Source organism: Kaistia soli DSM 19436, assembly GCF_900129325.1.
In the GTDB taxonomy this organism is placed as follows: domain Bacteria; phylum Pseudomonadota; class Alphaproteobacteria; order Rhizobiales; family Kaistiaceae; genus Kaistia; species Kaistia soli.
The window spans coordinates 247,890-261,847 of sequence record NZ_FQUP01000002.1 but is presented as its reverse complement, the minus strand read 5'-3'; the positions used below and the strand labels follow the sequence as shown (position 1 = coordinate 261,847).

Annotated in this window: 9 protein-coding genes and 1 tRNA gene; 6 read left to right on the top strand and 4 right to left on the bottom strand. The window is 67.2% G+C overall.

All coding sequences use genetic code 11. The features are described from left to right. Nucleotides 1-54 precede the first annotated feature (54 nt). The 4 genes from BUB39_RS10670 to BUB39_RS10655 all read left to right on the top strand — a co-directional run bounded on the left by BUB39_RS10670 (nucleotide 55) and on the right by BUB39_RS10655 (nucleotide 6,602). Nucleotides 55-1,332, top strand: a complete 1,278-nt coding sequence (locus tag BUB39_RS10670; RefSeq protein ID WP_073053126.1) for a metallophosphoesterase family protein — start codon at nucleotides 55-57, stop codon at nucleotides 1,330-1,332. Further along, nucleotides 1,332-4,796: a YhaN family protein gene (locus BUB39_RS10665; RefSeq protein ID WP_073053125.1), complete on the top strand. Its 3,465-nt coding sequence runs from the start codon at nucleotides 1,332-1,334 to the stop codon at nucleotides 4,794-4,796. The genes BUB39_RS10670 and BUB39_RS10665 overlap by 1 nt, the downstream gene beginning before the upstream one ends. Nucleotides 4,797-4,859: 63 nt before the next feature. Beyond that, nucleotides 4,860-6,146, top strand: a complete 1,287-nt coding sequence (locus BUB39_RS10660; RefSeq protein WP_073053124.1) for a DUF763 domain-containing protein — start codon at nucleotides 4,860-4,862, stop codon at nucleotides 6,144-6,146. 21 nt (nucleotides 6,147-6,167) lie between these two features. Next, a complete protein-coding gene (locus BUB39_RS10655; protein ID WP_073053123.1) occupies nucleotides 6,168-6,602 on the top strand; it encodes a DUF1810 domain-containing protein in 435 nt (144 codons plus the stop codon). A 20-nt stretch (nucleotides 6,603-6,622) separates the two neighbouring features. Here the strand turns inward: BUB39_RS10655 and BUB39_RS10650 are convergent, their stop codons facing one another. The 4 genes from BUB39_RS10650 to BUB39_RS10635 all read right to left on the bottom strand — a co-directional run bounded on the left by BUB39_RS10650 (nucleotide 6,623) and on the right by BUB39_RS10635 (nucleotide 12,196). Then, nucleotides 6,623-7,687, bottom strand: a complete 1,065-nt coding sequence (locus tag BUB39_RS10650) for an Ldh family oxidoreductase (protein ID WP_073053122.1) — start codon at nucleotides 7,685-7,687, stop codon at nucleotides 6,623-6,625. A gap of 147 nt (nucleotides 7,688-7,834) precedes the next feature. After that, complete coding sequence (locus BUB39_RS10645) at nucleotides 7,835-9,553, bottom strand: hydantoinase B/oxoprolinase family protein (RefSeq protein ID WP_084527233.1); 1,719 nt, start codon at nucleotides 9,551-9,553, stop codon at nucleotides 7,835-7,837. Next, complete coding sequence (locus BUB39_RS10640; protein WP_073053121.1) at nucleotides 9,553-11,580, bottom strand: hydantoinase/oxoprolinase family protein; 2,028 nt, start codon at nucleotides 11,578-11,580, stop codon at nucleotides 9,553-9,555. Before BUB39_RS10640 ends, BUB39_RS10645 begins: the two co-directional genes overlap by 1 nt. 541 nt (nucleotides 11,581-12,121) lie before the next feature. Beyond that, nucleotides 12,122-12,196, bottom strand: a tRNA-Gly gene (locus BUB39_RS10635). A gap of 214 nt (nucleotides 12,197-12,410) precedes the next feature. Here BUB39_RS10635 and BUB39_RS10630 point away from each other — a divergent pair. Further along, complete coding sequence (locus BUB39_RS10630; protein ID WP_073054143.1) at nucleotides 12,411-12,941, top strand: prolyl-tRNA synthetase associated domain-containing protein; 531 nt, start codon at nucleotides 12,411-12,413, stop codon at nucleotides 12,939-12,941. A gap of 36 nt (nucleotides 12,942-12,977) precedes the next feature. Then, nucleotides 12,978-13,949 carry a thioredoxin gene (gene trxA, locus BUB39_RS10625; protein ID WP_425292903.1) on the top strand — a complete coding sequence of 324 codons (972 nt, stop codon included), beginning with the start codon at nucleotides 12,978-12,980 and terminating at the stop codon, nucleotides 13,947-13,949. Nucleotides 13,950-13,958 lie beyond the last annotated feature (9 nt).

The window sequence follows — 13,958 nt, the reverse complement described above, 5'->3', positions numbered from 1 at the left end:
GCGATAGGCGGGACGTGCTAGCCTGTCGGCAGCGCGTCAGGGAGGAGAGCCGAGATCGCCGCCTATCGCTTCATCCATGCGGCCGACATCCATCTCGATTCGCCGCTGCGCTCGCTGGCGCTGCGTGATGCCGATCTCGCGGCGCTGATCGGTGACGCAACGCGGCAGGCCTTTGTCGGCATCATCGACATGGCGCTCGCCGAGCGGGTCGATGCGCTGGTGATCGCCGGCGATCTCTATGACGGCGAACAGACCTCGATGAAGACGGCGCGCTTTCTCGCCGACCAGCTGCGCCGGCTCGAGGAAGCAGGGATTCGGACCTTCATCATCCGCGGCAATCACGACGCGCTGTCGAAGATCACGCAGGAACTGGTCCTGCCGCCGGGCGTGAAGCTCTATCGCGGCCGGGCCGAGGCGGTGGGGATCGAGCGGCCGCGCGGCGAGGTGCCGATCGTCGTGCATGGCCTTAGCTTTGCCAAGGCGCAGGCGCTGGAGAGTCTCCTGCCAGGATACCGGCCACCGCTTGCCGATGCGGTCAATATCGGGGTCATGCATACGAGCCTTGCCGGCGCGCCGGGCCATGACGCCTATGCGCCGAGCAGCCTCGCCGACCTCCAGGCGCACGGCTTCGACTATTGGGCGCTCGGCCACATCCATGCCCGCGTCGCCCATGACGGCAGGTCGACCGTGGTCATGGCCGGCATGCCGCAAGGGCGCGACATCAACGAGGCCGGGCCAAAATCGGTCAGCCTCGTCACGGTACTCGATGACCGCTCCCTCCGCGTCGAGGAGCGGTTGACCAGCATCGCCGAATTCGGCCGCGTCCGCGTCGACGCGGCCGGCATCGCAGAATGGCCGGATCTCGTCGCGGCGATCGGGCGATCGCTGCGGACTGCCCGCGTCGAGACCCGTTCGCCGCATCTCGTGACGCGTGTCGAGATCACGGGTGCGACCCCGCTCGCCTGGCGCATGCGCCGCGACGCTGACCTCTTGAAGGCCGAGGCGGACGCGGCGGCCGCCGGCCTTGGCGAGACGCATGTCGAGAAGATCGTGCTCGCGGTCGACAATCCCGTCCTTGCCGGCGATGGGGCCGATCCACTTGTCGAACTGGCGCGACTGGTCGAAAGCGACGTGCTCGGCGCGCCCGCCTATCGCACCATGCTCGGCGAATGGGCCGGACAGCTGCGCGGGCTGTTGCCTCCTGATCTCCGTGATCTGCTGGGGGCCGATGAAGAGACCGCTGCACGGCTGATGGAGACGCTCGCCACCGATGGCATCGAGGATGTGCTCGCGCGGCTGCAGGCGGATGCGCCGGCCGGGACCGGCGACTGATGCGGCTCGATCGGCTCGGACTGACCCGCTATGGCCGCTTCACCGGCCGCAGCCTTAATTTCGGTACTCGGCCGGCGACCGGTCCGGATCTCCACATCGTCTATGGGCCTAACGAGGCCGGCAAATCGACGACGCTGGCAGCCTATCTCGACCTGCTTTACGGCATCGGCGCGCAGAGCCCGTACAACTTCCTACACCCCTATGCCACGATGCGGATCGAGGGAGAGCTCGAACTCGAGGGGCAAGCGCGGGCCTTCACCCGGATCAAGAAGCCGCAGAACAGCCTGCTCGATCCGGCCGACCAGGTCTTGCCCGATGCCGCAATCCTCGCCGAACTTGGCGGCATCACGCGCGACGCCTATCGCACCATGTTTTCGCTCGACGACGAGACGCTGGTGGCGGGTGGCGAGAGCATTCTCGCCAGTCGCGGCGATCTTGGCCAGTTGCTGTTTTCGGCGAGCGCTGGTCTTGCCGAACTCGGCCAGCGCCTCGAACGGCTGAAGCAGGAGGCAGACGCCTTTCACAAGCCTTCGGGGCGGAAGACTGACCTCGCAGCGATGAAGGCGCGGCTCGCTGTGCTCAAGGACGAGCGCGAGGCGATCGACACGATGGCCTCTACCTATGCAAGGCTCGTCGAAGCTGAGACCACGGCGGCCGCCGCCTATGACGCGGCGACGGCGGAGCGGGGACGGGTCCAGGCTGAGATCGACGCGCTGACACGTCAGCTCGGCGCCCTGCCCCGGCTGGCGTCGCTTCGTGCGGCGCGCGCGGACCTGGTGCCGCTGGCTGATCTGCCGGAGCCGCCGGCCGGTTGGGCTGCCGAATTGCCCGTCTTGCAGCATGCCGACATCGCGCTCGCGACACGGCGGGCCAGCCAACGCGACGAAGCGTCGGGGCTCGAGCGTCAGCTGGCGGCACTGGTCGAGGATCCGGCCGCCTTGGCCGAGGCCGAGGCCTTCGATCTCCTGGACGGACTGGCCGCGCGAGATAGGACGGCCGCGCATGATCTGCCGGCGCGGTACCTTGAGCGCGCCGAGGTCGAGCGGACGATCGCCGGTCTCCTGGCGCGGATCGGCCAGGCGGACGCGCCCGATCCTCATCGTCTGCTGATCACGGCGCCACGGGCCGCGCGGCTGATGGCGCTGGTGGAGGCGCGGTCCGGCATTGTCGCGCGGCGCGCGACGGCCGAGGCTGAGCTTGTCGCGGCGCGGGCGAACCTCCGGGAGGCCGAATCCCGTCAGGGGGATGGCGCCACGCCTCCGGCCGCGTCGCCGGAGGCCATTGCGCGGCTGGCGGCGACGCTGAAGAGCCTTCGTGCCGCGGATATCGACGGGCGGCTCCAGCGGGCGCGGCGCGATCGCACCGCGGCCGAGACGGCGCTTGCCGATAGTCTCGCGGCGCTCGCGCCCTGGCAGGGCGATGCCGAAGCACTGGCTCTGATGATCGTCCCCGACGCGGCGGAGATCGCGGCTTGGAAGGCGAGGTTGGAGAGCGGCGCCGGCGAAGTGACGCTGCATCGCGGCGATGTCGACCGCCTTGGCACGCAGCTGGCACGCGAGGCGGCCGAGTTGCAAGCGCTCGCCGCGCTTGCAGGGCCGGGCGGCGACCACGAGGCGTCGGCTATCCGGTTGCAGCGCGAGGCTGCCTGGGCCCATCATCGCGCGCGGCTTGATGCCGACAGCGCTACGGCCTTCGAGGCCGCGATGCGTCGGGATGATATCGCGGCGAATGAGCGGCTGGCGCATGTCGCCGACACGGCCCGTTACGCGCAGGTGACGCAGGCGCACGCGATCACGAAGGCCGAGCATGAGCGCGCCGCCGCGCTGCTAGCGGCGGCGGCCGAGCGTCTGCAAGCCGATCGTCAGCGCGTTGAGGCGACGGTCACGCGGTTCGTGCCGGGCCTGATGGAGACGGCCGGCCTTGGTGGCTTCGAAACCTGGCTGCGCCGGCGCGAACGGGCCCTCGACACCCGCATGGATATCCGAGCGGCGGACGCAGCAGCGCGCGAGGTCGAGATAATTGATAAGGCGGCAAAGGAACGCCTTGTCTCGGTGCTGGAGGAGGCCGGATGGGCCTGCGACTCGTCGGAAAGCCTCGCCGTGCTGCAAGCTGGCGCCGAAGCTGGCCTCGAGACAATCACGGCGGCCGGCGCCTTGCAGCGCCAGGTCATTGAGCGGCAAGGCGAGGTCGATCGACGGGTCCGGGCGCATGCCGAGGCCGTCGCCGACGATGACGCCTGGTCGGCCGACTGGCGGGCCGCGCTGGCGGACAGTTGGCTGGCCGCCGTCGATCCTCCCGTCGGCGCCGTCCGCGAAATCCTCGACCATCTGACGTCGCTTGGTACCTTGCTCGGCAAGGTCGCCAGCCTTGCCGATCGTATCGGCAAGATGGAGAGCGACCGGGAGGCCTATCGCGCGACCCTTGTCGAGCGGGCGGAAAGGCTTGGCATGGCGAGCGACGGCGAGACCGTCGCCTTGGCTCAGAGCATCAGGGGTCGGATCAACGCTGCGCGCGATGCGGACAAGGAACGGATTGCGCTGTCGGCGCGGCTCTCCGACAACGCCGCCGCGCAGGCGGCACACGCGCGCGAAGAGGCGGTCATTAGGCGGCAAATCAATGCCATGACGGAGCATTTCGGTGTCGAGGGGCTGGCCGAGGTGGCGCATGGCCTTGCGGCGATCGCCGAGCGCTCGAGGCTCTTGGCTGAAATCCGAACCGCGGAACAGGAGATCGCTGCGGCGCTGGGCATGATGGATGCGAGCGAGGCCGAGCAGGTGCTCGCCGCGACGGACCAGGAGGCGCTGGCCGCCAAGAAGGCTGCCTTGCAGCAACGTTTCGAGGATCTTGTCGGGCGATGCCAGCAGCTCTTCGCGGAAAGGAGCGCGGCCACCGACCGTCTCGCGGCAATCGGCGGCGATGGCGCGGCCGCAGCCGTCGAGGCGCGGCGGCGCACCCTGCTGGTCGAGATCGAGGAGGGGGCGCTGCGTTATTTGAGGCTGCGCGCCGGCATCGGCGCGGCCGAAGCGGCGCTGCGGCTTTATCGCGAGAAGCATCGCAGCCAGATGATGGCGCGTGCCTCGGAGGCGTTCCAGACCATCAGCCGCGGCGCCTATACCGGCTTAGCCTCGCAGGCCGACAAGGAGGGCGAGCGGCTCATTGCACTTGTTGCCGGTGGCGGTTCGAAGGCCGCGGCCGAGCTCTCGAAGGGGACGCGCTACCAGCTCTATCTGGCGCTGCGCGTCGCGGGCTATCACGAATTCGCCGAGACGCGCCGTGCAGTGCCCTTCATCGCCGACGACATCATGGAGAGCTTCGATGATTTCCGCGCCGAAGAGGCCTTCCGCCTCTTTGCAGGCATGGCGGAGGTCGGACAGGTGATCTACCTGACGCATCACCAGCATCTCATCCCGATCGCCGAGAGCGTTTGTCCGGGCGTCCGCGTGCATCGGCTTGACATCGACTGAACGGTTTGCAGCGCCGCCGCCGCATGCTAGAAATCCGTTCGTCTTTCGTTCTCGGAGCTTGCCATGGGACGTCGCGCGGGCAGTGCTGATCTGCCGCTTCATGGCGGACGCGTGCCGGCCTGGCTTGGCCAGCGCATGACGAAGCTTGGTGCGGTCATCACCGAGGCGGTTGTCCACCATTATGGCCGCGAGGAATATCTCCGCCGCCTTGCGCATCCCTTCTGGTTTCAGTCCTTCGGCGCCGTCATGGGCATGGACTGGCATTCCTCGGGCATCACCACCAGCGTGATCGGGGCGCTGAAGCGCGGTCTGGCGCCGCTTTCCGGCGAACTCGGCCTCACCGTCTGCGGCGGCCGTGGCGCGCAGTCGCGGAAGACGCCGGACGAATTGATCATTGCCGGCAACCGGGCTGGCTTTGACGGCGTGGCGCTGGCAGCGGCGAGCCGGCTCGTCGCCAAGGTCGACAGCGCAGCCGTGCAGGACGGCTTCGATCTCTATCTGCATGGCTTCATCGTCGCCGATGACGGCCAATGGGTGGTCGTGCAGCAGGGCATGAACGGCGATTCACGGCTGGCTCGGCGTTACCACTGGCTGTCCGAGGGGCTGACCAGCTTCGTCGACGCGCCGCATGCCGCGATCGATGGGCACGGCCAGGGCGAGATCGTCAACCTGACCGATCGACGGGCCGACGCTTCGCGGCGGGGCCAGATCGATCTCCTCAAAGACATAGGCCCGGATGGTATCGTGCGCGAGGCGGCGGCCCTTGCCGGCGTGCCGCTGACGCCGCCTCCGCCCGAAGCGCCGTTGCTGCCGTATCTTGTGATGCCTGAACACCACGATGTCAGGCCGAAGGACGTGATCATGCGCCGCCTGCATGGCGCGCTGGCCGCGGCGGCTGAGAGCGGGCCGACGGATTTCCAGGACCTGCTGATGGTGCCCGGCGTCGGCGCGCGGACGGTGCGTTCGCTCGCCCTCGTCGCCGAAGTCATTCACGGCGCGCCTTGCCGCTTCGCGGATCCGGCGCGGTTTTCGCTCGCCCATGGCGGCAAGGATCGCCATCCCTATCCAGTGCCGCTCAAGGTCTATGACGAGACGATCGGCGTGCTCAAATCGGCCATGACAAAGGCGAAGCTCGGCAATGACGAGCGGCTCGAGGCCATCCGCCGGCTCGACGATGCGACGCGGCGGATGGAACGCGATGCGCGGGGCCCAAGCTTCGAGGCGTTCGTCGCGGGGGAGCGGCAGCGATCGCACAGCTATGGCGGGATGAGTGTCTTCGGCCCCGAGCCGCCGCCGGCCGAACCGGACCTGTTTGCCGATGGCGATGCCATCCGGCATCCCGCGCGCTGACGTCACCAAGCGGAGAGGACGATGAGCAACGCCGACGATCCCTTTGACCTGCAGCGATTCGTGACGGCGCAGCAACCGATCTGGCCCGATGTCGTCGCTGAACTCTCGGCTGGCCGCAAGCGCAGCCACTGGATGTGGTTCGTGTTCCCGCAATTGAAGGCGCTTGGCCGGTCGCAGACAGCCCTCTTCTATGGCATCGATTCGCTGGCCGAAGCGCGGGCCTATCTCGCCCATCCACAGCTTGGGGCTCGACTTCGGAGCGCAACGGACCTCGTGCTTGCCGCCAACGCGCCCTCGCTCAACGCCTTGTTCGGCGCGCCAGACGATATGAAATTCCGCTCGTCGATGAGTCTGTTCGCACTGGCCGACGGCAACCCCGAAAGCTGTTTCCACGCCGCGCTCAAGCGCTGGTGCGACGGGGTCATGGACCCGTTGACGGTGTCCATGCTCGGCTAGGGCAGGGTTGGCGGATCAGGTCATTCGCCTGCATCGGCAAGCGCGACCAGTTCGTCGTGCAGTGGCCGCGGCACGAGAACGCCCTCGACCACCGTCCGGCGCCGGGCCGCATAGCGCCGCTCGGATGGGAGCCGCGCGCCGGGCTGCGCGCCGAAGCGCTCGAACAGCCCCTCGGCGTCGGCCAGCGGATCGCCCTCGCGGCCGGCGCGGAAGCGGGCCGGATCGAAGGCGATGATCAGTTCGCCATGCAGCGGCACGCCGCCATGACCGGCATCGGCGTCGGATGACTGATAGCTCATGGCATCGCCGATCATCGCCCCTGCCAACAGTTCGATCATGATCTGGATGCCGGTCCCCTTGTAGCCGCCGAACGGCAGCATTGCGCCCGCGAGGCCGGCGGCGGCGTCGGTCGTCGTCTGTCCGGCCGCGTCGACAGCCCAGCCGGACGGTATCGGGCGGCCGCCGCGCCGATGCAGCTCCATCTCGCCGCGCGCCACGGCGCTGGTCGCGAAATCGAAGACGAAGGGCTCGCCGTTCGGTCGCGGCCAGGAGAAAGCGATCGGATTGGTACCGAACAGCGGGCGCGATCCGCCAGCCGGCGCCACCCAGCTATGGGTCGGATTGAAGGCGATGGCGGCAATGCCGTCCTCGGCTGCCAGCGGCTCGACCTCGGCCCAGAGCGCGGAATTGTGGTGGCAATCGCGGATGACGAGCGCCGCGATGCCGTTCCGCCGCGCCTTCTCGACGAGCAGGGCGCGACCACGGTCAAAGGCCAGCGGCGCGAAGCCGCGATAGCCCTCGACGCGGACAAGAGCGCCGCCATCATCATGCAGCGTCGGCTCGGCATTGCCTTTGGCCTGACCGAGTCGGATCGAGCGGATATAAGTGAGGAGGCGGTAGAGCCCATGCGAGCGGCATTCGTCGCGCTCGGCAGCGGTCACCGTGCGCACGATCGGCTCGGCCTGGGCGGCTGAAACGCCGTTCGACAGCAGGATGCGGCGAGCGAGCGCCGTCACTTCGTCAAGCGACAAGCGTCTGTCGGTGGCCGGCTGCGCGCCAAGGTCCGCGATGGTCTCGGTTGCCATGGGCGTGGTCCCTCCCAGGAGTCTCTGTCGGGCCGCGGCCCGACACGCCGCACCAGTCGCGGCGCGGCGTCTTGCGACGGGTCGGCGTGGCGGAAGGCCGGCGACCGCATGTCGGCGGTCCGCTGCGATCAGCTTCACGCCGTCGTTTCAGCCGGCGTGGGGATAGTGCCGCGCGGCGAACTCGGCCGAGATGTAGCCTTCGCGAAGATCGTGCTCGACCATCTCCCTCGGCCGCTCCGAGGGCGGGCCATAACCGCCGCCGCCGCCGGTCTTGAGTTCCAGCACGCCGCCCTTCGGCACCACGAAGCGCGTGGTCTTCGGGATATCGAGAACCTCGCCGGACGGCATACGGACGCGGGCATTGTTCGCGCGCCCCTCGCCGCCGCCTTCGAGGCCCCACGGCTTGTTCTTCGAGCGTTCGAACACCGTGGTGATATTGGTCTCCTCGAGCATCCGGAAGTGAAGCTCGAGGCCGGCGCCGCCGCGGTGGCGGCCGGCACCACCGGAATCCTGCGCCAGTGCCAGGCATTCGATCAGCCAGGGATTGCGCGCCTCCCAGACCTCGATCGGCGTGAAGCGCGTGGCGGATTCGGAGATGTGCAGCATGGTGCCGCCGTCGCCGCCGTCCCAGGCGCCCTGTCCGGTCGGATGCGGCGCGCCGTCGGCCCAGGGCTCGCCTGTCGCCTCGCGGCGCCCCCACCAGACGACCGAGCAGATGCAACCACCCGAAGAAGCGGGCACCGCCTTCGGCAGGGCCTTGGAGATCGCGTTGTAGATGACCTCGATCGCCTGCAGCGCCGGCCAGCCATAGAGGAAGCAAGGCGCCGGCGGCTCTGGATGGAACATGGAGCCGGGCCGGGTGACGACCTCGATGGGACGGAAGTGGCCCTCATGCGGCGCCTCGCCATAGCCGGCGAGCATGGTGATCGCGACGCGGCTCGCCGAGATCGTCGAGGGGAGTGGGCAGTTGACCGGGCCGCCCTGCTCGTCGGGCACAAGCGAGAAGTCGATGCGCACGTTGGAGCCGGAGACTTCGACGGCGATCTCGAAGGGGATGCTGTCCTTGGTGACGCCGTTGTCGTCCATCTCGCCGCGGCCGACATAGCGTCCGTCGGGGATCTTCTCAAAATAGCTGCGGACGACGCGCTCGCCATGATCGAACATCGCCTCGATCGCGCCCGTGAAGCTTTCGAGGCCGTAGCGCTCGACCACTTCAAGGAAGCTGCGGGCGCCGACCCGGCAGCCCGTCACCTGCGCGTCGAGATCGCCGGCGACAGCCTTTGGCACGCGGCTATTGGCGAGGATCATGCGGTAGATGTCGTCGTTGAGTTCGCCGCGCTTGTAGATCTTGACGCCCGGATAGACGGTGCCTTCCTGGAACACGTCGACCGTGTCGGTGCAGTAGGGGTCCTTGGCGCCGATATCGAGCCAATGGCCCTTGATCGCCGTGTAGCCGATCAGCGTCTCGCCGCGCAGATAGACCGGCATGATGACGACGAGATCCTGCGGATGCGAACCTGTCCCGTAGGGCCAGTTGTACATCAGCATGTCGCCGTCATAGAGCTTCTCGCGCCCGCCGATGGCCTCGACAGCCGCCTCGATGCAGAAGTTCAGCGTGCCCATGAACATCGGCAGGCTCGGCGCCTGCGCCAGCAGCCGGTATTCCGGATCGTAGATCGCGACGGCGAAATCGAGCACTTCGTAGATGACCGGAGAGAACGCGGTGCGGATGAGGGCGCGCTTCATCTGGTTGGCGGCCGAATTGAGCGCGTGCCGCACGACCTCGGTCGTGATCGGGTCGGCATTGTGCTCTCCGGCGCGACGGGCGATGCCGGCCTTGTGGATGATGGGGCTGCGGGCGTTCATCAGTTCAGCGCCTTTCGCTCGAGGATCAGTTCGCCGATGGCGCCGGTTCGTACCTGCCAGCCCGCATCGATATAGAGTGTCGCCGTGCTCTCGGTGACGATCGCCGGGCCGTCGATGGCCTCGCCGATGGCGGCCCGGTCGATCAGGCGGAACGGCACGCGTTTGCCGAGGCGGAACGAATAGGCCTCGAAGGCTTCCTCGGCCGCACCGCTCGCCTCGATCGGGCGCGGCGTCATCTGCCGGCGCGGCAATGGGATGCGCGATGTCGCGCGGATCGAGACGATCTCGATCCCGTCATTCATCGTGCTGCCGAAGCTGCGCGCATATTCGGCGCGGAAGCGGTCGGCGATGCTGGCGACGCTTTCGGTGATCGCACGGTCCTCCAGCTCGATATCGATCGACAGCCAGTGCTCCTGGCCGCGATAGCGCAGATCGAGCCGGGCCGAGGGCTCGGCATCGCGGCCAAGATGCGCACCGCGACCGCCGATCGATTCGAACAGTTCGGTAAGAATATCGTTGACGAATGCGAGGTTCTCGTCGGCGAGCGGCATGATGCGTGTGCGCGCCGCAGCCTGGACCATGTCGGCGCCGAGCAGCCCCCAGGCGGAGAAATTGCCAGCGAGCGGCGGAACGACGATGCGCTGCATGCCGAGTTCGTCGGCGAGCAGACAGGCCATCAGCGGTCCGGCGCCACCGAAGGGCAGCAGTGTCATTTCGCGCGGGTCGAGGCCTTGTTCGACCGATACTTCCCGCATCGCATTGGCCATGGCGGAGGCGGAGATCCGCATGATGCCGACGGCCGTCGCCTCAACATTCTGGCCGATGGCCGCGCCGACCCGTTCGATCGCGTCCGACGCCTTGTCAAAAGCGAGGTTGATGCCTGAGGCGAGCTTGCCCGTGCCGAGCATGCCGAGCACCGCGGCCGCGTCGGTCATGGCCGGCTCGGTGCCGCCCTTGCCATAGCAGGCGGGGCCGGGCACGGCGCCGGCGCTGCGCGGGCCGACGCGCATCAGGCCGCCGATGTCGACGTGGGCAATCGAGCCGCCACCGGAGCCGATCGAGCGGACGTCGACCCAGGGGGTCTGCACCGGCATCTGGTCGATCGAGCCTTCGAACAGCACCTGCGCCGCGCCATCGAGGATGAGCGCCGTGTCGAAGCTGGTGCCGCCGACATCGGCGGTGATCAGCGCGCGGATATCGAGCGCAGTGGCCAGTTCGCTGGCGCCCTGCGCGCCGCCGACCGGGCCAGACATGATCGTCTCGAAGGGGCGTTCTTCGGCTTCGGCGAAGGTCATGGATCCGCCGCCCGAGCGCGTGATGAGGCTGGTGCCCTTGAAGCCAAGTTCGCGGAGGCGCTCGTCGAGGCGGCGGAGATAGTTGGACATCCGGGCCCGCACGAAGGCGTCGATCACCGTCGTCGAGGTCCGCTCATATTCGCGATATTCGCCGGAGATGCGGTGCGAGAGTGAAATTCCGCCGGTAAAGCCTGCTTCGCGGATCAGCGCCTCGACCCGCAATTCATGCGCCGGATTGGCATAGGCGTTCATCAGGCAGACGGCGATGCTGTCGACATCTTCGGCGGCGAAGGCCGCGACAATCGGCGCAACGGCGCCTTCTTCGAGCGGACGGAACACCTGGCCATTGGCCATCATGCGCTCGGGCACTTCGAGGCGCAGGCGACGCGGCACGAGCGGCGCCGGTTGCTTCCAGAACAGGTTGTACATCTCGGTGCGGTCGCCGCGCCGGATTTCCAGCACGTCGCGGAAGCCCTCCGTCGCGATCAGGCCAACCTTGGCGCCCCGTCGTTCTAGCAGCGCATTGAGACCGACCGTGGTGCCATGCAGGAAGAATTCAGCCGCCTCGATGACAGCCGGGGGGACATGGCCCTTGATCGCGGCGACAACGCCTTCCTCGGGCGCGTGCGGAACGGTCGGCACCTTGCCTTCGGTCGTCTGCCCGCTGCCCTCGTCATAGTAGACGAGATCCGTGAATGTGCCGCCGATATCGACGCCGATCCGCGTTGCCATGCTTGTCTCCGTGAAATTCTTTGGGTTCGCCTAGGAAGAAGGCCCTTGGCGAAAGCGATCGTTTCGGGGGCGAGGGGCACCGCCGCCTAACGGCCTCAGGGATACGACGTCCATAGCCCGAACCTCGCCCGAATGCCGCGTCAGCGATCCGGCGCGCGATCGGCATATGCCAGCCGCCCGAATGCCGCTGTGAGAAACAAGCTGCATGATCGGAACCAAATTTCCGTTGAACGAATATATTTCCTATAGTGATCAATGATTGACTTCTGTCAACGGTCGGGCAGCAGTTTTTCCTGTCGACCGCGACAAGGCGAAAAGCAGCATCGACGCACGGGCGTCGTGCGGACTGCGGGCGCGGACAGGACGTGCGCGAGCCTGTGCGTGGTAGTTGATGTGGTGGGAGATTGGGCCAGGAGGGCGCCGTGCGTTCGGCCGGGACGATCACACAGGGTGAACGGGCCGAAAATCGCCGAAACGCGAAACAAGGCCCAAAAGCAAAAATCGCCCCGAAGGGCGATTTTCTTGATTTGCCTGGAAATTTTGGAGCGGGCGAAGGGATTCGAACCCTCGACCCTAACCTTGGCAAGGTTATGCTCTACCCCTGAGCTACACCCGCTTCCGTGCCCGACGCTGCCGGACGGCGCACCTTATGACTTATGGTCCGGAGGATTGCAACAGGCAATTTGCCGGCGATCCACAGGGGGCATTGGCCGCCCCCGCGCGAGGGGCTAGAAGAGCAGCGCGGCGCCGTTTCCGGTGCCTTTCGCGCCGGAGAATCGCCTGTGCCCAAGTCCGATCCGCTGCCGCATTCGCCTCTCCAGCCTGTACCGGTGGGCGCGCCGACTCGCAAATCGCGCGAGGATCTGTTTGGCTTTCTGGAGGGGCTCGGGATCGCGACGGAGACGATCGAGCATCCGGCGCTCTTCACCGTGGCTGACGGCAAGCGTCTTCGACTTGAGATGCGCGGCCTGCACAGCAAGAACCTGTTTCTCAAGGACAAGAAGGGGCGGCTCTTCCTTGTCGTCGCGGTCGAGGACAGCGTCGTCGACCTGAAGCGGCTGCATGAGGCCATCGGTGGATCGGGCCGGCTTTCATTCGGTTCGGCCGACCTGCTCCTTGACGTCCTCGGCGTGACGCCCGGATCCGTTACGCCGTTCGCATTGCTGAACGACGCCCCGCCGCGCGTCACGCTTGTGCTCGACCGCCGCTTTCTGGAGGGCGAGGCAGCGAACTTCCATCCGCTCGTCAATACTGCCTCAACCTGCATCGCGGCCGGCGATCTTCTCGCTTTCGTGCGGGCGACAGGCCATGAGCCGCTCGTCATCGATTTCGGCATGGCCGAACTAGCTGCGGATTTGTAAATCGCGCCGCGAAGTTCCATCTTCTGCACCTGAAACGTGCCGGGCCACCGGCAGCCACACAATCGAGGCGTGACGCTCATGAACCAGCCCAGCTACAGCTTCGGGTCGTCCTATCAGCAGGAACCCGCGCCTGCCGGCGGAGACCTTGTCCGTGACACGACCACTCAGACCTTTGCCAAGGACGTCATCGAGGAATCGCGCCGCCAGCCGGTTCTCGTTGATTTCTGGGCGCCATGGTGCGGGCCGTGCAAGCAGCTGACCCCGGTGCTCGAAAAGGTGGTGAAGGGTGCCAAGGGTGCGGTGCGCCTCGTCAAGATGAACATTGACGACCATCCGCAGGTCGCGGGCCAGCTTGGCATCCAGTCCATCCCTGCCGTCATCGCCTTCGTCGACGGTCAGCCGGTCGACGGCTTCATGGGCGCTGTCCCCGAGGGCCAGATCAAGGCGTTCATCGAGAAGCTGGCCGGTCCCGGCGGTGCTTCCGAGATCGACGCTGCGCTGGAGGAAGCGGGTGCACTGATCGAGGCGGGCGCCGTTGCTGACGCGGCGCAGATCTTCGCGGCCGTGCTGGCGGCCGAGCCGGAGAACGTCAAGGCGCTGGCGGGTCTCGCGAGCTGCCATCTTGCGATGGGCCAGGTCGACCAGGCCAAGGCATTGATTGACAGCGTTCCCGAAGCCAAGGCCGCTGATCCGCAGATCGCCGCTGTTCGGGCACAGCTCGCGCTGATCGAGCAGACGGCCGAGCTCGGCGAGGAAGGCGAATTGCGGGCGCGCATTGCCGAGAATCGCAAGGATTTCGCAGCGCTGTTCGATCTGGCGCTTCTGCGCAATGCCAAGGGCGATCGCGAGGAGGCGACCGACCTCCTCCTTGAAATCGTTCGCGTCAATCGCAATTGGGAGGAAGACAAGGCACGCAAGCAGCTGGTCCAGCTGTTCGAGGCCTGGGGACCGACCGACGAGGCCACCCTTTCAGGGCGTCGTCGGCTCTCCTCGATCCTGTTCTCGTAAGGCGAAGTC